Source organism: Pontibacter kalidii, from assembly GCF_026278245.1.
Lineage (GTDB): Bacteria > Bacteroidota > Bacteroidia > Cytophagales > Hymenobacteraceae > Pontibacter > Pontibacter kalidii.
In genome coordinates, this window is sequence record NZ_CP111079.1 from 1,926,461 (window position 1) to 1,949,057 (window position 22,597).

Here is a 22,597-nt window from a genome sequence, read left to right on the forward strand (position 1 = left end):
ATGGATAAGTGGTACGCCATCTACAGTAATATTCTTCACCTGCACTTCTCGGAAGGTTTTTATAAGCTTCCAGAAAGTGCCAAGGCAGCCGTTTCCCCTACCTCACCCGTAAAGCGCCTGCTTAAAATGGCAGGCTTTACGTTGGTGCGCTTGATCGGGAATCTTTTTAAAAAGGTAGAGCGCCCGGAAAAGTTACACGGCAAAGTATGGCTCTACGTGGTCAGCCAGAACAATTACGACAGCTTACACTTCCTGAAGGATGGTTTGCCGGATACGGTTTTCGTGGCGGGCCAGAGCAAGAACATTGGCACGTATAACCAGGCGGTGGAACGTATTTCGCTACGCCGCAAAATTTTATACTATCAAAAGTTTCTCCCGCTCTACTTTACATTCCTGAAGTATAAAAAACAGCGTACCCAACGCTTTGCAGATATACTTTACGATGCCGTCGGCTTTTACGAAGTATACCTAACCAAGCTGCAGAAGTATAAACCGGCCGCCATCGTATTTGCCAATGATCACAACGCCGATGCGCGCGCGATGCTGTTAGCAGCGAAAGCGCTGGGCATTAAAACAGTCTATATCCAGCATGCCAGCGTAAGTCCTATCTTCCCTCCGCTGGAGTATGACTTGAACCTGCTGGAGGGGCAGGATGCACTGGATAAGTATCAACTTTGCGGCCCCATAGCAGGGCGTGTTGCGTTGGTAGGCATGCCCAAAGCGGATGCTTTTGTACCATACCGCAACCACAACCAAAGTATAGAACGCATTGGAATTGGCTGTAATTTGATGGATGACGTGACGGAGGTGGAGAAATTGGTAAAAGCCTTAGCCAAAAAGCTTCCGCAACTCAGCATCATCCTACGCCCCCACCCACGCGACAAGCGCAATTTCAGTAGATTAACAAGTATAAGTTCCAGCATCAGCCTCTCCGACAGCCGCACCATCCCCACGTTTGATTATCTGCGCCAGATAGATGTGCAGATCAGCGGTAACTCCGGCATCCACCTGGAGGCGGTGCTGCTGAATGTATGGTCTATTTTTTACGACTTCAACCCGAAGCACAAGTTGGAAGATTATTACGGTTTTGTGCAGCACGGCCTGATAGAAACGGTGGAAGGTCCTGAAGAACTGATTCAGATGCTGCAACAGTACTTGCTTGTTAAACCTGAGGTGTGTGATAGAGCGAGGTACTATAACGCGACTGTCGGAACAACTTACGATGGGCTTAGCGCTACACTGGCTGTAAATTATATTGCCGATTTTCTTAAACATTAATATATTGCTTTAGAATAATTTATATACCTGCCGCTCTGAAATGCCTATGAACAAACTATTACCATTTCTCCTCTCTTTCCTTCTAATCCTGCTAATTATTAACAATGCAAAAGCCCAAGGGCCAGGCAATTCGCTTAGTCTTGATGGCTACGATGGCTATGTACTTAGTAGTACCTCAAACAGGGGCGTTACTAACCAGGTTACGGTAGAAGCTTGGGTCAAAACCACTGCGTATAAATACCAGTGGGTGGCAGGAAAGTACGACAGGTATGGAGCTGAGCGGGGGTATCATCTGATTATAAAAGAAGGTAAAGCAGCATTTGCAGGACGAGACAACTCCGGTATATATAGAAACTCCGGTTACTCTGCCGTAAATGTGAATGATGGGCAATGGCACCATCTTGCCGGAGTATGCGATGGCAAAAACTGGCTTATTTATGTAGATGGTATCCTCCAAAGCTCACTTAAGACGGAGTATGCCAATACTAGTCTCGTGAACAATGCCCCCTTTGCCATTGGTAAATACTTTCTTGTTGATAATGAATACTACATAGGGCAAATAGACGAGGTAAGGGTTTGGAAAAAGGCACTGTCTGAAGAGGAAATAAGGCAAAATATGTGCTCCAAGTTGCCAGAGCCCCCTTCTGATCTGGTAGCCTATTTCAACTTTGATGATACAGGCACGAGAACTGTGAAAGACATCAGCAGCCTTCGATTAGATGGAGCGATACAAAACCAAAGTATCTCGGCTTCCTGGAAAACCTCCGGTGCCCCGATAGGCGACAAAAGTGTTTACCGGTACCCCAAAAAATGGGATTCGTCTCTGGGGCTGGTTACCGACAAGGCTAATTTCTCTGTCGCAGGTGTTGACCCGGCAGTACAGGGTTTCCATTTGTATACGATCCAATCACCTCCTACCTCAACCAGCGGCATCAACTCCCCTGAGCAAGTAAAGGAGTACTATGGCCTGTTTAAAGTAGGCGCGGCGGAGCAGAAGTATAAAGTACACTTCAGGCAGGCTGGCTCAGTTTGCGGCGGCGTTCTGTTCCGCCGTCAGGACAACACCGCAGGCACCTGGAGCCAGGTAGCTGACACGGTAGCGTCTCCTCTTTTGCTTTATACCTCATCCGCTAACTACGGAGAGTTTGCCTTAACCCCTGTTACCGCCTCCCCCATCTCCATCAGCGGCCCCGGCAGCGTATGTGCCGGATCTACAGCAACCCTCAGCGTTACAAACCCTGATCATGGGCAGATCGTGTGGAGCACCGGAGACAAGACTCCGGAGCTTACGGTCACAAAAAGCGGCACCTACTGGGCAGAGGTAACCATCCCCGACGGCTGTACTTCAAGAGATGAGCTAACGGTTACGTTTGAAGAAGAACCTGGCATCCTGCTTCCAGGCGAGGCGTTTGTCTGTGATCGTGAACCCGTGCAGTTGGACGCCACCACAGAAGGCGCCACCTACAGCTGGAGCAACGGGCAGGAAACACCAAGTATAAGAGTTAGCGCACCAGGCATCTACACGGTTACTATTACGCGAGAGAACTGTGCCTATGTGAAAGATATTGTCGTTTCCAGCGATGAATGCCCCATCATCCCCAACATCATCACGCCAAATGGCGATGGGAAAAATGATTCCTTTGTCGTAAACGGCGTGGTGGGGAATACACTGGAGTTGAAAATTTTTAACCGCTGGGGAAAATCTGTTTACCAATCCGACCGTTATGACAACAGCTGGTCGGCTGCCGAAGTACCGACTGGTGTATATTATTACCAGTTAACCAGCAGCCGCACCCAAAAAGTGTACAAAGGCTGGCTCGAAGTCATAAAATAACCATTTTGTACATCTACGATTATACCTTACAACATTTCCACCTCCTCTACCCCAAGGCCACAGCGCTCAGCATTAACTATGGTATTGGCGGAGACTCCAAAATCAGCATAAAGAAATATGAGGGCAGCTTTTTTGAGAAGAAGCGCCCACGCCCGCAGCAGGTGTTCTGGAAGGAGTGGCGCGGCGAAAAGCTGCCTTTCTTTTTTGAGGAAGATGACCAGACCGAACTGATCACCTACCACCCGGACGGCTCCGCAAGTATAAACTACGACATCATTGCCGGTGCTTTTTACCTGCTCAGTGGCTGGCAGGAGTACTATGGCCCGGAGCGCGACCGCTTTCACCGCTATACCTACAAGGCCAGCGTGCAGGCGAGGTATAACTTCATTACCAAACCGGTGGTAAACTATTATTTTGAGATGCTGCGCGAGGTGATGGAACGGGTGCACGGCGTGGACCTGCAGCACGACCACTGGGGCAACAACGGCATGGCCACCTGCCTTACCTGCGATGTGGACCGCCTGCACAGCGCCTGGCGCGTGGCGGGCAAACAGCTGCTGTTCCACGCCAAAGCCTTTGACCTGACGAAGCTATTGCTGCAGAAAGCCGTCGGCCGTGACGCCTGGGACAACCTGCCGGAGGTGATGGCCACCGCCGAAAAGTATGGTGCCAGGGCTACATTCTTTTTCCTGTCCAGCAACCAGCGCTACAACGGCCACCCCAACGCGGACCATGACCTGACGAAACTCAGATACCAGCACCTGATGCAGAAGGTGTCTGACCGTGGGCATGAGGTGGCCCTGCACGGCAGCTTCGGCACGGCCAACGACCTGGTGCAGCTGAAATCGGACCGCGGTAAGCTGGCGCAGCAGGCGCAGGGCAACCGCTTCCACTACCTCTGCTACCAGCCTGAAACCACGCCGCAGGTGCTGCAGCAAAGCAACCTCCACTACGACAGTACCCTGGGCTTCTCCGAGCACTTTGGCTTCCGCAATTCCTTCTGCCACCCTTTCTTTCCCTTCGATTTTCAGAACCGGCGGGCCCATACGTTCGTGGAACTGCCCCTGATGCTGATGGATGCCACGCTCTACGACATCAACTTTATGCACCTGGCCCCACGGGAAGCGCTGAAGAAAGTACAGCCGATGCTGCAGGAGGTTGATAAGTTCAGGGGACTGCTCACACTGCTTTGGCACAACGAGAACTACTCCAGGTATAACGAATACGCCGTGCCCAAGGGAGAACCCGGTTGGCGCGAGGTACTGGAAAAAATATTGCAGCAGCTGAAGGCTTCGGGCTCCGCTTTTTATACTTGTGCCGAGGCAGCCAATAGCGTCAAAGCCGGGTGCAACCAATAACTAACAAGTAATAACCAACAACTAATACTCCGGATTTGCTATTTTTGCTGTTCACTCTTTAGCCCCATGAGCAGAACCTTACAGCGCGAAGGAATCTGGAACACCACCATTTCGTATGCCGGCATCCTGATCGGGTATGTGAACACGGTGCTGCTCTTCCCCAACTTCATGGATGAGGCGGAGGTGGGCCTCACGCGCCTGCTTTTGTCCATTTCGGTGATGTATGCACAGTTCTCGGCCCTGGGCTTCGTGAACATGAGCGTGCGCTATTTCCCCTACTTCCGCGACCCGGAGAAGCAGCACAATGGCTTCCTGTTCCTGCTGCTGTCGGTGCCGATGCTCGGATTTATACTTTCCACGGCGCTTTTTCTGCTCTTTAGACCGTTGGTGGTCGAGTATTACCTCGAGAACTCACCGCTCATCATCGACTACTACTATTACCTGATCCCGCTGGCGCTGTTCACGCTGTTGTTCAATATGTTCACGGCCTACCTGCGCTCGCTCTACAAGACCATCGTCTCCTCCTTTGTGCAGGATTTTCTGCTGCGCATACTTACCACGGTGCTCATCAGCGTGTATGCCTTGGGAGTGATGGAGTTCCATACTTTTGTGCTGCTCTACATCATCATCAACTCCGTGGGAGCGCTGGTACTGGCGGGCTATACCATCTGGCTGAAGCAACTGCACCTGAAGCCATCGCTGGCAATACTAGGGATCGTTCCGATACGGGAGCTGTTTTATTACGGTTTTTTCACCTTATTGGGTAACATCTCCACCACCATCATCACCACGGTGGATCAGGTGATGATTTCCTCCTACAGCCTTTCGGACAACGGCATTTACACCACAGCCTTTTTCATGACGAGCGCCATCCTGGTGCCGGGCCGCTCCATACTTAAGATCGCCCACCCGCAGGTAGCGGATTTCTGGAAGGAGAAGGACATGCAAGGAATGGGCCACCTCTACCAGAACGTGACGATGATCAATCTGATCGTAGGGCTGCTGCTCTTTATCGGCATCTGGGCCAATATCGATAACCTGTATGATTTCATGCCGGAGAGCTACCGCGCCGGAAAGTATGTGGTGCTATTCCTGGCGCTGGCCCGCCTCGTAGACTTGGCTACCAGCCTGAACGGCGCTATTCTGGCCACCTCCGAGAAGTATAAATGGGACCTAGGCTTTAACGTGGTGCTGGCAGGGCTGACGATCTGGACAAACTGGTACTTTATTCCGCGTTACGGCATTGAGGGGGCGGCCTTTGCCTCGATGCTTTCTTTGGTCACGATGAACCTGGCGCGCCTGCTTTTTGTGAAGTATATTTACCATATCCAGCCCTTCACCTGGAGCGCGCTAAGTATAACGGCCATTGCTGCCGCTACCTTAGGAGTTTCTTACCTCCTGCCCTACCTCGGTAACGCATTCCTTGATATCATTGTGCGCTCGCTGCTAATTACGGCTCTTTACCTGGGGCTGGCGCTCAGCCTGAACATCTACCCCGAAATGAACGCATGGTTGCGCAAGGTGATTTTCGGCATCACCGGCTGGAGGGTTTGATTGCTGGTTGTTGATTGTTGGTTGTCTGAATCAGGATTTTCAGAATTAAATGATGTACAGGATTCGTTCATTCATTCAGAGTTCTTTAACTCCCGAGTTCTCAAATATTAAAATAAAATGGCTTACTCCTATTGACGCTCTCGCTCGCCTCTGGCGAGTGTGAACTATCAGGCGGCGTCCCGCCGCTAATAATACTGCATAGAGTATAAAGGGGCCGGAGGCCACTCTATTACGCACACTCGCCAGAGGCGAGCGAGGGCATAACTTTTTAACTTTCTAACTTTCTAACTCTCTACCTCCCAAACCCTCTAACTCCTTAACTCTCACCTATTCTGCTTAACATAATCTATCACATGCTGACAAATATAGGCCAGCTGGTCCTCCTTCAGCTCGGAGTGCAAAGGCAGCGACAGAGCGCTTTGGCTCAGCAGCTCCGCCACCGGCAACTCACCGGGCAGGTATCCGGCCAAAGTATACTTCTCTAGCAGGTGCAGCGGCTGCGGGTAATAAACCACGCTCGGGATAAAGTTATCGCTCAGGTGCTGCTGCAGCCCGTCGCGTAAGGCTGGCGCTACTTTTATGGTATACTGGTGGTAAGTATGCGAGCTGTAAGTGGCCCGCTGCGGAGCCTGCACCAGCTTGGTTTCCGCGAAGGCATTGTCGTAGAAACGGGCAATTTCCTCCCGCGCCTCGTTGTATTCGTCCAGGTACCTGATCTTCACATCCAGCATGGCCGCCTGCAGGTTTTGCAGCCTGGCGCTAAAGGTATACTTACCGCCCATTCCATCCCTGGCGATCTGCTGCATACGCTCCGCCAGCTCCGCATCGCCGGTAAACACGGCCCCACCCTCCCCGAAGTCAGCCGAAGGTTTGGTCGGGAAGAACGAAGTATAGCCCATGTGTCCAATGGCCCCCGCCCTCCACTCTTTTTCATCCTTGTCTACATAAACCGCTCCCAGCGCCTGTGCGACATCCTCCAGCAGCCACAGGTTATACTTTTGTGCCAGCTCCGTCAGCTCCTGCATCGGAGCACACTGTCCAAACAAATGCACTGGCACCATGGCTGCGGTTGCCGCTGTTATCATCCGTTCTGCAGCCGCCGGGGAAAGTGTAAAGGTGCGAGAATCCACATCCGCAAAAACAGGCTTTAAGTTCAGCTTCATGATAACCTCAGGCAAAGCCTCATAACAGAAGGCAGGAAGTATAACCTCGGCACCGGCAGGCAGTTGTAGCGCCAGCAGGGCCAGCTCGAGGGCATCAGTACCACGTGCACAGGGTATAGCATGCTGCACCTGCTGGAAAGTTGCTATACTTCTGGCAAACTCCTGTTGCTGTGGCCCCTCCTCCATACTCATGCTGGCCATCACGGTGCTGAAGGCGGCATCCAGTTCGGGCTTCAACTTGGCATACTGGGCTTTGGTGGCAGTCATTTTGATATCTTCCATGGGCTGTTCTTCTTGGAGTGATGCTGGGCAAAGATAGGCATTGCGGCGGGCAATTCTGAGCTGCAACCCTACAGACTATCGGCTGCCTACCGCGCTGCATGCCTGCAACCCCTTCTGGACCGAGGCCGTTTACCTTAGCAGTACCAAACCTATGTTGCTATGTATAAATTCAAGTATATACTGCTTGCAAGCGCTTTGCTCCTCTACTCCTGCAACGGCGGGGATTCGGAAAAAGCCGCAGCCGGCGAACAGGCGCTCACGGACTACCGCGACTACGTAACCACCTTTGAGCAGGACAGCCTCAGTGAAACCGAGCTGCGGGCACTGCAGCAGGCAGAGAACGACTCCATAGCCTGGGAGGAGGCCAAGGAAAACATGCAGGAAAAGTATGAGGCGAAACGCCAGCGCCTGGAAGACAACCGGGAGAACCTGAGCCCGGAGCAGCTTGCGGAAGCCGAGCAGTTGGACCAAAGATATAAAAATGCCCTTGAAACGCGCCAGCAACAGCAGCAGGACGCCAGCCACCGCTATAAACTGCGCCGCGAGCTCCTGGGCCTGGAGATAGAGGATGACGACATGAGTGAGGTAACAGCCGCAAACATCGGCGAGACCTACTCCCGCTTTGTAAAGACCCTACAGGAAAACGCTGAGGAGTACCAGGGCCGCGACTGGCTGTTGATTGCAGGCTGGTGGAGCGCCCTCAACAGCCGCTACCGTGCGGTGGAGGGCCAGGTATCGGGCGAGGTGAAGAAAACGGTGCAACAGGCGCAGAACCAGTATAAGGAGCTTATGCCCGCTGAGGATACGGGCGAGCAGCAAACATAAAAACCTCAGCAGGGATGAAGTATGGCTGAGGCTTTTGGGGTTCGGGGTGTTATATAATTATAGCACTGCCAGGCTTAGTAGCCGTTCACCAGGTTAAATTCCTCTACCTTGGAGTCTAGTACACGGCCATCTACGCACTTGAGCACGCGCTGCGGGTAGCGTTGGATGATCTCATAGTTGTGCGTGGCCATTAGAACGGCCGTACCATGTTTATTGATCTCCTGGAAAAGCTTCATGATACCGTCGGCCACCATTGGATCCAGATTTCCAGTTGGCTCGTCGGCGAAAAGTATAACCGGTTCATTTAGCAGGGCTCTTGCCACCACCACACGCTGCTGCTCCCCGCCGGAGAGCTGGTGCGGCATCTTGTTGGCGGCTGCATCCAGGCCCACGCGCATCAATACCTCCGAAATCCGCTGTTTGCGTTTCGATTTGTCGCTCCAGCCGGTTGCCCTGAGCACAAAGGCCAGGTTCTCCGCCACTGTCCGGTCCGAAAGTAGCTGGAAATCCTGGAAAATGATGCCCACCTTGCGGCGGAGGTACGGAATCTGCTTGCGCCGCAGTTTGCCCAGCTGGAAGTCGGCCACCGCGGCGTTCCCTGTCTGTAGGGGCAAATCGGCGTAAAGCGTTTTCAGAAGCGAGCTTTTACCGCTTCCCGTGCGGCCCACCAGGTACACAAACTCACCTTTCTCCACATCAAAGCTTACGTTACTGAGAATGGTGTTCACGTCCTGGTAAATAGTGACGTCGCGCAACGATACCACCGGTGAAGAGGAAAAACTCATAGGTACTGCTTAAATGTCTAATTTCTGAAGTTTGCCGAACTCAAGCGACTCAATGAGTCCAGCCAGGGCTTCTTCTTTGCCCTCCAACCCATACCTGTCAAGGTTCTTGAGCGGACGGTCGGCCCTAAAGTAAGCAATCAGCACAAAATTTTCATCGCGGAGCTGAATATAGTCCGGAATTTTGGCCTTGCCTTTTACTTTAATGATATACATCTCTTTAAAGAATAATTAATAGTGACTAATGAGTAATAATGCCTTCTGTTCCATTACTCATTAGTCCTTACTCATTAATTATTATTTATTTCCTTTAGCGTGATCCGCCAGGAATTTCTCCAGCCCAATGTCTGTAAGCGGGTGCTTCAGCAGACCGGTGATCACACTCAGCGGGCAGGTTACCACATCGGCACCCACCTCGGCACACTGCACCAGGTGCATAACGTGGCGCACGGATGCGGCCAGTACCTGCGTCTGGTAACCATAGTTGCCGTAAATCTGCACGATCTGCTCAATAAGCTGCATACCGTCCGTTGACACATCATCCAGGCGACCGACAAAAGGAGAAACATACGTTGCGCCCGCCTTAGCAGCCAAAATGGCCTGTCCGGCAGAAAACACCAGCGTACAGTTGGTCTTGATGCCTTTCTCGCTGAAGTAACGGATAGCCTTCACGCCATCGCGGATCATCGGCACTTTCACCACAATGTTCGGGTGCAGCTCGGCCAGGAACTCTCCTTCGCGCACAATACCATCAAAATCTGTGGCTATTACCTCGGCACTGATGTCCCCATCCACGATTTCGCAGATTTGCTTGTAGTGGGCAATTACGTTATCATGGCCAAAGATGCCTTCTTTGGCCATCAGTGATGGGTTCGTGGTAACACCATCGAGCACGCCGAGGTCATGGGCTTCCTGAATCTCCTGCAGGTTGGCCGTATCGATAAAGAATTTCATAGGTTCAGATGCTTATAGTTCTACTTACAAAGCTAAAGCATTAATCCAGAAACCGGAAAGAAATATGGGAAATTTGCGGGCTGCGGGAGCCTTGGGGTAGGGGCAAAAAAAAGTGGCAAACCGAACATCGCGCCGCTACGACCATCTACCCTTGCTGCCTTCCGGCCCTGGGGGAGTTCGACGGGAGCTGGCCGTGCCGATTTGCCGTTACAAAAGTACGAAGAATATCATCAAGTGCAAATCGCAATTATAAAAAATATCTTTCCTAAGCTTGATTTCGAGCGAAACTTCTGAAGGAGAAAGAGTTAATGTACAATGTTCTTAAATACAAGCAGCACCAGATCCAATCATCCCTCCTCTCCTTTTCTCGAGGGCCCTACCCCAAAACAGGAGAGGGAGTTTCCCATTACCGTATCCAACCACCCCTGCCCCTCCTTGCCCAAGGAGGGGAGCCATACTTACTCCTTTCCCTGTCATCTCGAGCACTCTTGAGGCGGGAGCCGAAGAGAGCCAGCGTAGCTGTGAGAGATCTATCCGGAATTCTAAAGAGATCTCTCCCAGAGGTCGAGATGACAAATAGCAGCGGCTATCGAATCTGATCCCCGTCTTTCCGTTGAGCGCCTTGTAGATTTCCAGTGACGAACGTAAGTGAGGCAGCCCGAGGTACGAGGGCAGGAAATGTACACAGCGCAATGCGGGAAGACGAGCCCTCCCGGGCTTGAGAGCACCAAAGTGTGGAATGAAACAATTAAGGTTGTAAAGCCGTGGATCAGCAGCAGCTAGCAAGTATAGCCAGGTTCCAGTGGAAGGGAACATCGGCCAGGAAAGTATAACTCAAGTATAAAGTATGGCACTTCGAGCCAGTCGGGTTGCAAACCCGCACCAGCGAGAGGATGAAGTATAGCAGCAAGTAAAGCCACAAGCGGACGCTTGCGCCGGAAAGAACAAACAGCAAGTATCGCAAGGAGGCCTACTTGTGAAGGAGAAGCTGATACTGCTTGCCTAAAAGATCCCTCCAGTACGTCATGGAAGGAAAGACTAGTGCTTTACCATATTTAGCAAGTATAAAGTACAAACCCGGCAAGTATAGCAGTATGGCTTCCGTAAGTACAGCCCAAGTACAGAAAGGAAAGAACTACAACCACACCCCCTGCTTCTCTCCCAAACTGAGTTTACATCAAAATAAATTGCCTTATACCCCCAAACTACCTTACCTTTGCACATGCCAGAAAAAATTCTCATCCTCGATTTCGGCTCCCAGTACACCCAGCTAATTGCCAGAAGGGTGCGCGAGCTAAATGTTTACTGTGAGATTCATCCGTACAACCATGTGCCGGAGCTTACAGACGAAGTGAAAGGCGTTATCCTGTCAGGCAGCCCCTGCTCGGTTCGTGACGCTGAACACCCCACCATTAATTTAGAGCAGTTCCTGGGCAAGCTCCCATTACTTGGCGTTTGCTATGGTGCGCAGCTGATGGCCCATGAGTTTGGCGGTGAGGTAACCCCGTCTACCATCCGCGAGTATGGCCGCGCCCGCCTGAGTGAGCTGCACAACCACGACCGCCTGCTGAAAGAGCTTACACTGGGCTCTGTGGTATGGATGTCGCACGGCGATACCATCAAAGAAATTCCGGATAACATCGAAGTAATTGCCAGCACCGAGAGCGTGCGCGTAGCAGCCTATAAGCTGAAAGGCCAGGAGACCTACGGCATTCAGTTCCACCCGGAAGTTACCCACTCCGACGAAGGCAAAACCCTGTTGCGCAACTTTGTTGTGCACATCTGCGGCTGCCAGCAGGACTGGACCTCCGAGCAGTTCATTGATTCCACGGTGGCTGAGCTGAAAGCGCAGATTGGCAACGATAAAGTGGTGCTGGGCCTTTCGGGCGGCGTGGACTCTAGCGTGGCGGCCATGCTGATTCACCAGGCTATCGGCAAAAACCTGTACTGTATTTTTGTAGACAACGGCCTGCTGCGCAAAGACGAGTTCGAAACGGTGCTCGACTCTTACAAGCACATGGGCCTGAACGTAAAAGGCGTGGACGCGAAAGAGAAATTCTACAGCGCCCTAGCCGGTATAACTGACCCGGAACTGAAGCGCAAAGCCATCGGCCGCGTGTTTATTGAGGTATTTGATGACGAAGCGCACCAGATTGAGGATGTGAAGTGGCTGGCGCAGGGCACCATTTACCCGGACGTGATTGAGTCGGTGAGTGTGAAAGGACCATCTGCCACCATCAAATCGCACCACAACGTGGGCGGTCTGCCAGATTTTATGAAACTGAAAGTGGTGGAGCCGCTGAAAGCACTATTCAAGGACGAGGTTCGTTTGGTAGGTAAGGCGCTGCAGATCGACGACATCATCATCGGCCGCCACCCGTTCCCGGGCCCGGGCCTTGCCATCCGTATTTTGGGCGATATCACCCCGGAGAAAGTGCACGTGCTGCAGCAGGTAGATCACATTTTCATCAGCAACCTGAAAAAATCCGGCCTGTACGACGAAGTATGGCAGGCAGGCGCAATCCTTACCCCAGTGCAGTCGGTAGGTGTGATGGGTGATGAGCGCACGTATGAGAACGTGGTGGCCCTACGCGCCGTGACAAGTATAGATGGCATGACGGCTGACTGGAGCCGGCTTCCGTACGAGTTCCTGGCCGATGTGTCGAATGAGATCATCAACAAAGTAAAAGGCGTCAACCGCGTCGTGTACGACATCAGCTCCAAACCACCGGCCACTATCGAGTGGGAATAGTTTTAAAAAATGAATAAGAAGACAAAGGATAAAAGACTTTTAGGTAACAGCCGGCGTCTTTTGTCCTTTGTCTTTTGTACGTTAAGTATGATGATAGTATGAACAGAAGCATCTGCAAGAAAATAGCAGGCATCGCGCTGCTGAGTGCCCTGGCCCTGCCTGCTCAGGCGCAGACACAAGACCCGGCCACCACGTACAGCAACGGCAAGGTGCTGCTACAGCAACAACGCTACGACCTGGCCATGGCAGAACTTTTGCCACTTTCCAGCCAGGACGGCGCCTATGCCCCGGAGGCTTCTTACCTGTACGCCCTGGCAGCCCTGAAGTCGGGCAAAACCGACGAGGCTTCTAAAATGCTGCAGCAGCTGCAGAACCAGCATCCCCGCTGGGGCGGCATGGCCGATGCGGATTATCTGCTGGCCAACGTACTCTTTGAGCAAAACGAGTACGAACGTGCCCTCAGCAAACTGCAGGAACTACAGGGTACCCCGCTGGCCAGCGATGCCGAGGGGCTGAAGCGATACTACCTGACCCGCCTGAACGACCGCCCGAAGTATGAGCAGCTGATGCGCCGCTTTGGCTCCGACAAGGTGGTAGCGCAGATCTACGCCGACAAACTGATTGGGGGCTGGTACCGCCCCGAGGACCGTCGGATGCTGGAGAGCCTGGTGCAGGAGTTTAAGCTGGACCGCAGCCGCTACCTGAGCAAGGAGGCCCTGAGCAACCAGGGCTACGACGTGGCACTGCTCCTCCCCTTCCAGCTAAACCAGAACTACGCCACCACAGCCCGCAAGAACCAGTTTATCACGGATATGTATGCCGGTATGAAACTGGCGCAGGACTCGCTGAAGCAGCTGGGTATTAACATCAACCTGTTTACTTACGATACAGGGGCGGATACCGTGGGAGTGAAACGTGTGCTGGATACGCCGGAGATGCAAAGCATGGACCTGATCATCGGGCCAGTGTACAAAACAACGGCAAAGGTGGCTGCCCGTTATGCAGCGCAGAACAACATCAACGTCATCAACCCCCTGTCGCAGGATGTGGAGATGACGGCCGGCAACAGCAACGTGTTTCTCTTTGAGTCGTCGGTAGCCACGCAGGCGCGGCAGGCAGCCACGTATGCCTACCAGAACTTCTCGCCTAAAACGGCGATCATACTTTACGAGAATACGAAAGCCGATACCGAGTTTGCCAACCATTACCGCCAGCAATTTCAGCAGTTGGGCGGCAAAGTGAGCGTCTACAAGAAGTTCAACCCTGCTGAGGCCGCCGTCACGGCCGCCGCTTTCAGGGAGCTGAAACTGGATGGGAACGGCCATTTGGCCGTTTTTTCCGATAAGATGATTGCAGCTATGAACGCCACCAGCCTGCTGCAGAGCAAGGCGCCGCAGCTGCCACTGGTCACCTACCAGAGCTGGCTCGACATCAACCAGATCACGCTGCAGCAGCTTGACTACCTGCAGGTATACTTTATCAGCCCAAAGTACGTGAACAAGCTGAGCCCTGCCAACAAGAGCTTCCGCGAGAAGTATACCGCAAAGTATCACCTGCCGCCGTCGCAGTATGCCTATGCCGGGTTCGAGATGCTGTTTTACTTCGGCCAGCTGCTGAAGCAGTACGGCCCCCAGTTTAACGGGCAGCTGGCTACGGCAGGCATCCGGCCGGGTGTGTTTTACAGCGGCATCGGCTACACCGACCTACAGCAGCACCTGCAGCCAGACAACCAGTACATACCCCTGCTCAAGCTGGAGAACCTCGAGCTGACCGTGGTAAACCCTGTATTTTAAACAAGAACACCATCTAAAGATTTTCTATACTTATGATACAAGCACCCATAAGCGAAGAGCTGTTTCAGCGCGCGCAACATTCTATTCCGGGCGGAGTGAACTCCCCGGTTCGTGCTTTCAGAGCCGTAGGCGGTAACCCACGCTTCATGGTTTCGGCGAAGGGGCCATACATGTTCGATGAGGACGGCAACCGCTACATCGACCTGATCAACTCCTGGGGACCGATGATCTTGGGCCATGCAGCCGAAGTGGTAATTGAGGCGGTGGCGAAAGCCATTCCTAACTCCCTGTCGTTCGGTGCGCCAACCCGTAAGGAAGTGGAGATCGCGGAGCTGATCGTGAGCATGGTGCCAAGTATAGAGAAGGTGCGCATGGTGAATTCCGGCACGGAGGCAACCATGTCGGCCATTCGGGTGGCGCGTGGTTTCACCGGCCGAGACAAGATCATCAAGTTTGAGGGTTGCTACCACGGCCACGGAGATTCTTTCCTGATCTCGGCAGGCAGCGGCGCCATCACACTGGGTGTGCCGGACAGCCCGGGCGTTACCAAAGGCACCGCCAACGACACGCTCACTGCCCCTTTCAACAACCTGGCGGCTGTGCAGACGCTGGTCGACGCCAACAAGGGTCAGATCGCGGCTATTATCCTGGAGCCAGTGGCCGGTAACATGGGCCTGGTTACGCCAGCACAAGGCTTCCTGGAGGGTCTGCGCAGCATCTGCGACAAAGAAGGCATCGTGCTGATCTTTGATGAGGTAATGACCGGTTTCAGGCTTTCGGCGGGCGGAGCGCAGCAACTGTTCGGCGTAACGCCGGATATGAGCACGATGGGCAAGATCATTGGGGGCGGCATGCCGGTGGGCGCCTATGGCGGCAAAAAGGAGATCATGGACTTTGTGGCACCTGCCGGGCCGGTTTACCAGGCGGGTACCCTGTCGGGCAACCCGATTGCCATGGCGGCAGGTATGGCCATGCTGACTTACCTGAAGGAGCATCCGGAAGTGTACACGCAACTCGAGCAAACCAGCGCCAGCATGGTAGCGGGCATGCAGCAGAACATGCAGAAACTAGGGCTGAACTATACCATCAACCGCGTAGGCTCCATGTTCAGTATCTTCTTTACCGACCAGCCCGTGTATGATTTCGACACGGCCAAAGCATCCGACACTGCCTTGTTTGGCCGCTACTTTAACGCCATGCTGCAGCGCGGGGTGTACCTGGCGCCGTCGCAGTACGAGACATTGTTCGTATCCGCAGCCATAACCGATGAGTTGGTGGAGCAGTATGTGCAGGCGAACTTTGGGGCGCTTGAGGAAGCTGTTAACGGATAAGCTGTTCATATATTAAAGCAAGAGCGGCAGTACTTGTAATAGGTACTGCCGCTTTTGCTTTAGAATGCTTGAAACATAGCACGCTTCTCCTTACTTTTACAATCCTAACTACCCACCAACATGATTTTATCAGACAAGCAGATACTGGAGGAGATGGAGAAAGGCACCATACTGGTAGAGCCTTTTGACCGCGCCAGCCTTGGTACCAACTCTTACGACGTGCGCCTGGGCCGCTACCTAGCCTTGTACAAAGACGAGGTGCTGGATGCCCGCAAGCACAACGAGATAGAAACCTTCGAGATATCGGAGGAAGGCTACGTGCTGGAGCCGGGGAAGCTGTACCTGGGCGTAACCCTGGAATACACCGAAACGCACGCCCATGTACCGTTTTTGGAGGGCAAGTCAAGTGTAGGCCGCCTGGGCATCGATATCCATGCCACTGCCGGCAAAGGCGACGTAGGCTTCTGCAATACCTGGACCCTGGAGATCTCCGTTTCGCAGAAAGTGCGCGTGTACTACGGTATGCCCATCGGGCAGCTGATCTATTTTGAGGTGAAAGGCGGCATCGAAAACTATTACAACAAGAAACAAAACGCCAAATATAACCGCCGCACTATCACGCCCGTAGAGTCTATGATGTGGATGAACGAGTGGTAAGGTAAATAGCTGAAAAACAAGTACAAAAGCCCGTTTAATTTAATTTAAACGGGCTTTTTGGCATGGTATCTGCACTATATTAGGTAGAAAAATACTTGTAATAAGAGGAATTATTTACCCTTTCTACCTCGTTGTAAGTATAACTAACGCGAAAAATAAAACTAGGAAAAGAAAAAACGATAAGATTATGAAAAAGCTATTGGTAATGATTTGCATGATGTTCGGATGTGTGTTTGTAGCAAAAGCTACCGGAGGCAAGACTTCTAAGACAAAAGCAGTTGTAACAGCAAGAGCACAGCATCTTTCGGACCAGATGATTAAAGAACTGCGCCTGAATAACTATCAGTCCAAGAAGGTAAGAGAGATTAACCTGCAGGTAGCAGAGCAGGTAACTGCTATTGAGCAGCAGTTTGCCGGCAATCAGCAGAAAGTAGAGGAACTTTGCAAAAACGTGTACGCCGAGCGCGACTTGTTCCTTGAGAACGTACTGAGCACCGTGCAATACAATGATTATTTCGGTGATAGAAACGTATACCGTTCCGCTGACCAGAAATTTATGGGCTCGCTTAACGACCAGAACGCCGGTGGCATTGCCTCATCCGGGAATACTGGCGCTGCCAGCGTGAGCGTGAACTAATTTTCCTGCAGGCTTTACCACTAGTATATGTATAGTATAAAAACAGCGCTGCCGCCCCAAATACTGGGGCGGCAGCGCTGTTTTTATACTATGCCGGTTTTTCTATTTCGCATCATTCGGATCGTTCTTTAAACGGTCCTGCTCCACGTGCTCGTTCAGCTCCTGGCACAGGGCGCGTATTTTCTGGGCCATCGCCTGGTCGTTGGTGGCAGTGGCGATGCTTTGCGCCATGGCACCCATGGTATCGATGTAGAAATACTTCATCTCGTCCACGGGCATATCTTTCGTCCAGAGGTCTATCTTCATCGTGCCAGCCTCGTCACGGTCCCACAGGGAGATGTTGATGGCCTTGGCAAAGTGTATCTTATCACCAGCATCCGTAGCCCGCCAGCTGATGGCCTCCGGAATGCGGTTATCATCCAGGGCAATGCTAAAGTATATTTCTGACTTCTTCATGAGCTCAATTTAAACTTTATTGTATAGTGTTCTCGTAATATGCTTATAAATTATGATAGCACAAAGTTACACGATGCGCCACGGAATTAAAACCCTCTTTCTCTTTTTTACCATCCTCACCCTTACCGGATGTGCCAAACTGCCGATCACCTCTAAAAATGGGAAGTTACATACCATAGCCTTCTATAACACAGAGAAGCTTTTCGACACCAAAGATGACCCTAAAACCAATGATGATCCCTTTACCCCTGACGGGGAGATGCAGTGGACACAGGAACGCTATGCGCTAAAGCTAAACAACATTGCCACTGTGATTGCAGGAATCGGCGGCGGCAATGGTCCTGCCATCATAGGCCTGGGCGAGGTAGAGAACCGCCAGGTGCTCGACGACCTGCTGGCCTCTCCCCCTCTCCGCAAGCTCGGTTACAATGTCATCCACCAGGATATGGCTGATGAACAGGGCCTGGACATCGCGCTGCTTTACAAGCCCCGCTTTTTTAAACCCTCCTCCACACAGTACATCAAGATTGACTTTAAAGAGAAGGGGTATACTTCCAGAGATATTCTGCAGGTGAAGGGGGAACTGCAGGGAGAGCTGGTGACCATTTACGTGAACCACTGGCCTCCGCGCAGCCGCACACGGCGGGGAAGACAGGATGAAAGCCGCTTGCAGGCAGCCGCTGCCACCCTGCGCCAGGAGATTGATAAGCAGCAGAAGGCCGACCCTAACGCAAAGATCATCGTGATGGGAGACTTTGATGCGGAGCCGCGCTCCAGTGTACTACAGCAGACGCTGAAAGCCACCGGCCGCCCTAACCCGGCCTACAGCGAGGAACTGTTTAACACCCACTACATCTCCTTTGTAAACGGCTTGGGCAGCTATGTCTACCGGGGCGACTTCCAGATGATGGACCAGGTGATGGTCTCCAAATCCTTTATTGACCCGAAGGAAGGCCTGGAATATGTGCGGGGCTCTGCCAAGATCTATGACCCGGTGACGATCAAGTACACGTTGGGCAAGTTTAAGGAGGCCCCTAGAAGCACTTACAGCGGCACCGTATACTTAGGCGGCTACTCCGATCACTTCCCGGTGTTCATTCAGGTTCGCCGGGTCAAGTAGAACTTAAAGATGTAAGCCACAGGCATACTTCATCAGGGTATAGCCAAGTATAAACAAGAAAGGCGAGCCGCAGTGGCTCGCCTTTCTTGTTTATACTTGGCTATACTTATACTATACGTAGTTGTTCAGCATCACCGGCATCACCAGCATCAGCACATCCTCGGCCTCCTCATTCACGATCGGCATCAGCAGACCGGCACGGTTCGGGGTAGACAGCTCGAAAGTGATCTCATCAGAATCAATGTTGTTGAGCATCTCCATCAGGAACTTGGCGTTGAAACCGATCTCCATGTCCTCGCCATCATACTGGCAGGTCAGTCGCTCGCTTGCCTCGTTGGAGAAGTCCAGGTCCTCGGCTGATACCTGCAGCTCGGAGCCTGAAAGTTTCAAGCGTATCTGGTGCGTGGTTTTGTTTGAGTAGATGGAAATACGCTTCACAGAGCTCAGCAGATCCGCACGCTCAATCACCAGTTTATTCGGATTCTGCACCGGAATCACATTCTCATAGTCCGGGTAACGCTCGTCGATCAGACGGCAGATCATGCGGATGTTGTCGAAGCTGAAGAAGGCGTTGGACTGGTTGAACTCCATACGCACGGCCGTGGCCTCAGAAGGCAGCGTAGACTTCAGCAGCGTGAAAGCCTTGCGCGGCACGATGATAGAAGCCTCCTGGGCAGTTCCTACGTCCGTACGGCGGTAACGCAGCAGGCGGTGACCGTCTGTGGCTACAAAGGTTACGTTCTCTGAGCGCAACTGCACGAAGATACCCGTCATGGCCGGGCGAAGCTCATCGTTGCTTACCGCGAAGATGGTTTTATTGATGGCTCTTGCCAGCACGTTAGACGGAATCTCTATGGAGTTGCCGCCCTGCACGGAAGGTACCCGCGGGAAATCCGTAGCGTTCTCGCCCGACAGCTTGTATCGGCCATTGGCCGAGCTAATCTCGATGGTATACGTCTCCTCGTCTATCGTGAAGGTGACCGGCTGGTCCGGTAGGTTCTTCAGCGTCTCCAGCAGGATCTTAGCGGGAGCGGCGATACGGCCGTTCTCCTTCGCCTCCACCGGCAGTTCGGTAATCATGGATGTTTCCAGATCGCTGGCTGTGATGGTGAGCTTGCTGTTGTTGATCTCGAAGAGGAAATTCTCAAGGATAGGTACAACCGGATTATTGGTTACCACACCATTTATGCTGGATAGCTGCTTCAAAAGAGCAGAGGAAGAGACGATGAATTTCATTATGTATACCTATAATGTTATTTAGGCAAAGTTAAAAATATTTCGTTTTTCTCCTAAGCCTTTTACCACTCCTTTTTTGCGTCAGGCTATGTTATAGGCAGATAATTTTAAAAGCGTTCATACTTACGCTTGCGCAGGTAGTAACGTGCCACGCCAAACAGCCCCAGCAGCACGATCGGGGCCACCAGGTTCAGCAGCTGCCAATAGGTTTTCTCTTCCCGTACGCGCACTTTATCCAGCGGCCGCAGGGCAATCTCCTTACTGCGCACATTTATCAGCCCTTCTGCATCCAGCAGGTAATGGATGGTGTTCAGGGCCAGTTCCTTGTTGGCAAAGGTCATGTTGTTAAACCTGTCGAAGCCCAGTTCATAGGCCTGACCGGTTCGCGGGTTCACATCGTTTCGTACCAGGTCGCCATCCGAGAAAACAGCGATTTTGGTCTCCACGCCCTGCTCCTGCACCTTGGTATTGTCCACGCCCTCAGGTGCCCTGCGGTTTCGGAAAAGCGAGGTAAACTTGCCCTCCAAAAGATAGCCCACCGGCTGCTGCCCTGCCTGGTACTGCTGCGGGTTCACCTCCATACGGGCCTCTTCCAGCGTCAGGGGCACCGGTGCCTCCATGATGCGGGAATAGGTAGACGTATACACTAGCGGCGTTTTACGGATCCCATCTGCTTTCACGGTATCCATGGTGCTCACAAACTTGGAATAAACAGCATCCAGGTTACGCGTGATGGGGTGCTTGGCAAAATTGTTCAGCAGCGGAAAAAAGCGCCAGTTCACCATCTCCGTCTGCGGCTTGTCGCCCATGTAGCCCGTTACCAGCGGTATAAAGCCTGAGTTCAGGTCCATGATCAGGTTTGGATTGAGGCGCACGCCGTAGCGGAACAGCAGGTCGTCGAGGTTCAGGTTATAGGGCAGTGCAAACATTCCCCCTGCCCCCACGCTGTCCATGTTGGCATTCATCGGGTCCACGAAGAACACCGCTTTGCCGCCTTTCATGATGAACTGGTCGATTTTATACTTGTCCGCCTCCGAAAAAGCGCTTACCGGCTTGGCCACGATGATCAGATCAAGCTTCTCCAACGAGGCCATCGGTAACTGGGCCAGCTCGCCCCGGGCCACGCGGTAGAACTCCCCCAGTGATCCCACCAGATCTGCCACCTGCTGCTGCTCCAGCTCCCCATGCCCTTCGATATAGCCAATGATCTTGCCGCCCTGGAAAGCCAGCTTACGGATTGCCGTGGCCATTTCATACTCCACGCCCTCCACCGATTGGTTCAGGCGCTCATCCGAAGAGGCAGCCAGGTTACCCTTCAGCAGGTTCACCGCCGTTTCTTTGCCGTTATACCTCACCACTGCCCCCGGGAACACCAGCCGCTCCACCTGCTTGCCATCCTCGGTAGCCCGCAGGTTGGTGGGCATGATGCCTTTTTGCGCCAGCGAAGTATAAAACTCATTCCGCTGCTGCTCGTCCGTAATCTCGGTCGGGTCAATGAAGTTGTAGCGCAGGTTACCGCCAGCGTAAATGCGGAACTCGTCCAGCGTCTCGCGCACCGACTGCTGCAGCCGTTTAAAGCCCGCCGGGAAATCGCCCTCCAGGTATACATCCACCACTACCTCCTGCTGCAGGTTGCCCAGCATCTGCTTGGTAACCGGGGCAATGGTATAGCGTTTATCCTCCGTCAGGTCGAGGCGGAAAAAGTAATTTGCCGCCAGTATGTTCAGCAATATAATGCCCGCCACCGAGGCCAGGAAAACTAAAATATCGCTGCCGCGTTTGCTCTTGCTCTGCTCGGTTACCATTTTCTGCTCCTCAACACGAGTTTGGTGGCCAGTATCATGATAGCGATCACGCTCAGAAAGTACAACACATCCCGCGAATCGACCAATCCTTTGCTGATGGCCGTGTAGTGATACGAGATGCCGAGCTGGCTGATAAAGTAACTATAGCCGCCCCACACAGGTATGGAGGCGATCAAATCAAAGCCGGTGTAGATGATGTAACACAGAAAAACGGCTATCACAAACGAAGTGATCTGGTTATCGGAAATGGACGAGGCAAACACTCCGATGGCGGCAAAAACACCGGCTAAAAAAATCAGGCCTAAGTAAGAGCCCACTACAGCGGCGGAATCTACGTTGCCTTGGGGACTGCCCAACTCGTATACCGAGTAATAGTAGAGCAGCGTAGGCAGCAGCGCGAAAAGTGCCAGCAGCAGCGCCGCAAAGTATTTGCCAAGGATAAGCTCCAGATCGGTGATGGGTTTGGTGAGCAGCAGCTCGATGGTTCCCTCCCGCTTCTCCTCAGCAAAGGTGCGCATGGTAATGGCCGGGATCAGGAACAGGAACACAAAGGGTGCCATGTAAAAGAGCGTCTGCATGTCGGCAAAGCCGTACTCCAGCACGCTGCTCTCCGGAAACACCCACATAAACATACCAATAGCCACCAGAAACACCGCTATCACAATATAGGCGATGAGCGAGTTAAGGAAGCCGTTGAACTCTTTCTTTAAGATTGCGAACATTAATACTAATTATTAATGGATAATGAGGAATGAACAATGGTTTTAACCTGATTTGAAT

At 52.5% G+C, this 22,597-nt stretch carries 20 protein-coding genes, 1 other RNA gene and 1 pseudogene; 12 read left to right on the plus strand and 10 right to left on the minus strand.

Annotation, left to right across the window (positions count from 1 at the left end):
* The 5 genes and pseudogenes from OH144_RS08235 to OH144_RS08250 all read left to right on the plus strand — a co-directional run bounded on the left by OH144_RS08235 (position 1) and on the right by OH144_RS08250 (position 6,024).
* Positions 1-1,278: a hypothetical protein gene (locus tag OH144_RS08235; RefSeq protein WP_266205819.1), complete on the plus strand. Its 1,278-nt coding sequence runs from the start codon at positions 1-3 to the stop codon at positions 1,276-1,278.
* Positions 1,279-1,324: 46 nt separating this feature from the next.
* A pseudogene (locus OH144_RS21625) lies at positions 1,325-1,873 on the plus strand (LamG domain-containing protein); the annotation flags it as partial.
* A 96-nt stretch (positions 1,874-1,969) separates the two neighbouring features.
* A complete protein-coding gene (locus tag OH144_RS08240; RefSeq protein WP_266205820.1) occupies positions 1,970-3,112 on the plus strand; it encodes a gliding motility-associated C-terminal domain-containing protein in 1,143 nt (380 codons plus the stop codon).
* Between the two features lie 5 nt (positions 3,113-3,117).
* Complete coding sequence (locus OH144_RS08245) at positions 3,118-4,470, plus strand: polysaccharide deacetylase family protein (RefSeq protein ID WP_266205821.1); 1,353 nt, start codon at positions 3,118-3,120, stop codon at positions 4,468-4,470.
* 66 nt (positions 4,471-4,536) lie between these two features.
* Positions 4,537-6,024: a lipopolysaccharide biosynthesis protein gene (locus OH144_RS08250; RefSeq protein ID WP_266205822.1), complete on the plus strand. Its 1,488-nt coding sequence runs from the start codon at positions 4,537-4,539 to the stop codon at positions 6,022-6,024.
* Positions 6,025-6,347: 323 nt separating this feature from the next.
* Here the strand turns inward: OH144_RS08250 and OH144_RS08255 are convergent, their stop codons facing one another.
* Positions 6,348-7,469 carry a DegT/DnrJ/EryC1/StrS family aminotransferase gene (locus OH144_RS08255; protein ID WP_266205823.1) on the minus strand — a complete coding sequence of 374 codons (1,122 nt, stop codon included), beginning with the start codon at positions 7,467-7,469 and terminating at the stop codon, positions 6,348-6,350.
* 159 nt (positions 7,470-7,628) lie between these two features.
* On the opposite strand from OH144_RS08255, the gene OH144_RS08260 reads away from it, so the two are divergent.
* The gene (locus OH144_RS08260) at positions 7,629-8,294 is read left to right on the plus strand and encodes a hypothetical protein (RefSeq protein ID WP_266205824.1); all 666 of its coding nucleotides are present in this window, start codon (positions 7,629-7,631) and stop codon (positions 8,292-8,294) included.
* Positions 8,295-8,368: 74 nt separating this feature from the next.
* Here OH144_RS08260 and OH144_RS08265 read toward each other — a convergent pair whose 3' ends face one another.
* From OH144_RS08265 to OH144_RS08285, 5 genes are all read right to left on the minus strand, one after another.
* Entirely contained in the window at positions 8,369-9,079 is a 711-nt protein-coding gene (locus OH144_RS08265; RefSeq protein WP_266205825.1) for a cell division ATP-binding protein FtsE, read from the minus strand.
* Between the two features lie 9 nt (positions 9,080-9,088).
* Positions 9,089-9,292 carry a fructose-6-phosphate aldolase gene (locus tag OH144_RS08270; protein ID WP_266205826.1) on the minus strand — a complete coding sequence of 68 codons (204 nt, stop codon included), beginning with the start codon at positions 9,290-9,292 and terminating at the stop codon, positions 9,089-9,091.
* Positions 9,293-9,373: 81 nt separating this feature from the next.
* Entirely contained in the window at positions 9,374-10,030 is a 657-nt protein-coding gene (fsa, locus tag OH144_RS08275) for a fructose-6-phosphate aldolase (protein WP_266205827.1), read from the minus strand.
* A gap of 108 nt (positions 10,031-10,138) precedes the next feature.
* Positions 10,139-10,239, minus strand: an RNA gene (gene ffs / locus OH144_RS08280) — signal recognition particle sRNA small type.
* 560 nt (positions 10,240-10,799) lie between these two features.
* Complete coding sequence (locus tag OH144_RS08285; protein ID WP_266205828.1) at positions 10,800-10,985, minus strand: hypothetical protein; 186 nt, start codon at positions 10,983-10,985, stop codon at positions 10,800-10,802.
* Positions 10,986-11,252: 267 nt separating this feature from the next.
* On the opposite strand from OH144_RS08285, the gene guaA reads away from it, so the two are divergent.
* The 5 genes from guaA to OH144_RS08310 all read left to right on the plus strand — a co-directional run bounded on the left by guaA (position 11,253) and on the right by OH144_RS08310 (position 17,200).
* A complete protein-coding gene (gene guaA, locus OH144_RS08290) occupies positions 11,253-12,782 on the plus strand; it encodes a glutamine-hydrolyzing GMP synthase (protein WP_266205829.1) in 1,530 nt (509 codons plus the stop codon).
* A gap of 98 nt (positions 12,783-12,880) precedes the next feature.
* Positions 12,881-14,575 carry an ABC transporter substrate-binding protein gene (locus OH144_RS08295; protein WP_266205830.1) on the plus strand — a complete coding sequence of 565 codons (1,695 nt, stop codon included), beginning with the start codon at positions 12,881-12,883 and terminating at the stop codon, positions 14,573-14,575.
* A 32-nt stretch (positions 14,576-14,607) separates the two neighbouring features.
* On the plus strand, positions 14,608-15,906 hold the full coding sequence (hemL, locus tag OH144_RS08300) for a glutamate-1-semialdehyde 2,1-aminomutase (protein ID WP_266205831.1): 1,299 nt from the start codon (positions 14,608-14,610) through the stop codon (positions 15,904-15,906).
* A 120-nt stretch (positions 15,907-16,026) separates the two neighbouring features.
* On the plus strand, positions 16,027-16,563 hold the full coding sequence (gene dcd / locus OH144_RS08305; RefSeq protein ID WP_266205832.1) for a dCTP deaminase: 537 nt from the start codon (positions 16,027-16,029) through the stop codon (positions 16,561-16,563).
* Positions 16,564-16,750: 187 nt separating this feature from the next.
* Positions 16,751-17,200: a hypothetical protein gene (locus OH144_RS08310; RefSeq protein WP_266205833.1), complete on the plus strand. Its 450-nt coding sequence runs from the start codon at positions 16,751-16,753 to the stop codon at positions 17,198-17,200.
* 102 nt (positions 17,201-17,302) lie between these two features.
* On the opposite strand, the gene gldC is transcribed toward OH144_RS08310, so the two are convergent.
* The gene (gene gldC / locus OH144_RS08315) at positions 17,303-17,656 is read right to left on the minus strand and encodes a gliding motility protein GldC (RefSeq protein ID WP_266205834.1); all 354 of its coding nucleotides are present in this window, start codon (positions 17,654-17,656) and stop codon (positions 17,303-17,305) included.
* A 52-nt stretch (positions 17,657-17,708) separates the two neighbouring features.
* Here gldC and OH144_RS08320 point away from each other — a divergent pair, with 52 nt between their 5' ends.
* Positions 17,709-18,776 carry an endonuclease/exonuclease/phosphatase family protein gene (locus OH144_RS08320; protein ID WP_266205835.1) on the plus strand — a complete coding sequence of 356 codons (1,068 nt, stop codon included), beginning with the start codon at positions 17,709-17,711 and terminating at the stop codon, positions 18,774-18,776.
* Positions 18,777-18,887: 111 nt separating this feature from the next.
* Here the strand turns inward: OH144_RS08320 and dnaN are convergent, their stop codons facing one another.
* From dnaN to gldF, 3 genes are all read right to left on the minus strand, one after another.
* Complete coding sequence (gene dnaN / locus OH144_RS08325) at positions 18,888-20,012, minus strand: DNA polymerase III subunit beta (RefSeq protein ID WP_266205836.1); 1,125 nt, start codon at positions 20,010-20,012, stop codon at positions 18,888-18,890.
* A 107-nt stretch (positions 20,013-20,119) separates the two neighbouring features.
* Entirely contained in the window at positions 20,120-21,817 is a 1,698-nt protein-coding gene (gene gldG / locus OH144_RS08330; RefSeq protein WP_266205837.1) for a gliding motility-associated ABC transporter substrate-binding protein GldG, read from the minus strand.
* Positions 21,811-22,539, minus strand: a complete 729-nt coding sequence (gene gldF, locus OH144_RS08335) for a gliding motility-associated ABC transporter permease subunit GldF (protein ID WP_266205838.1) — start codon at positions 22,537-22,539, stop codon at positions 21,811-21,813. Before gldF ends, gldG begins: the two co-directional genes overlap by 7 nt.
* Positions 22,540-22,597: the final 58 nt, after the last annotated feature.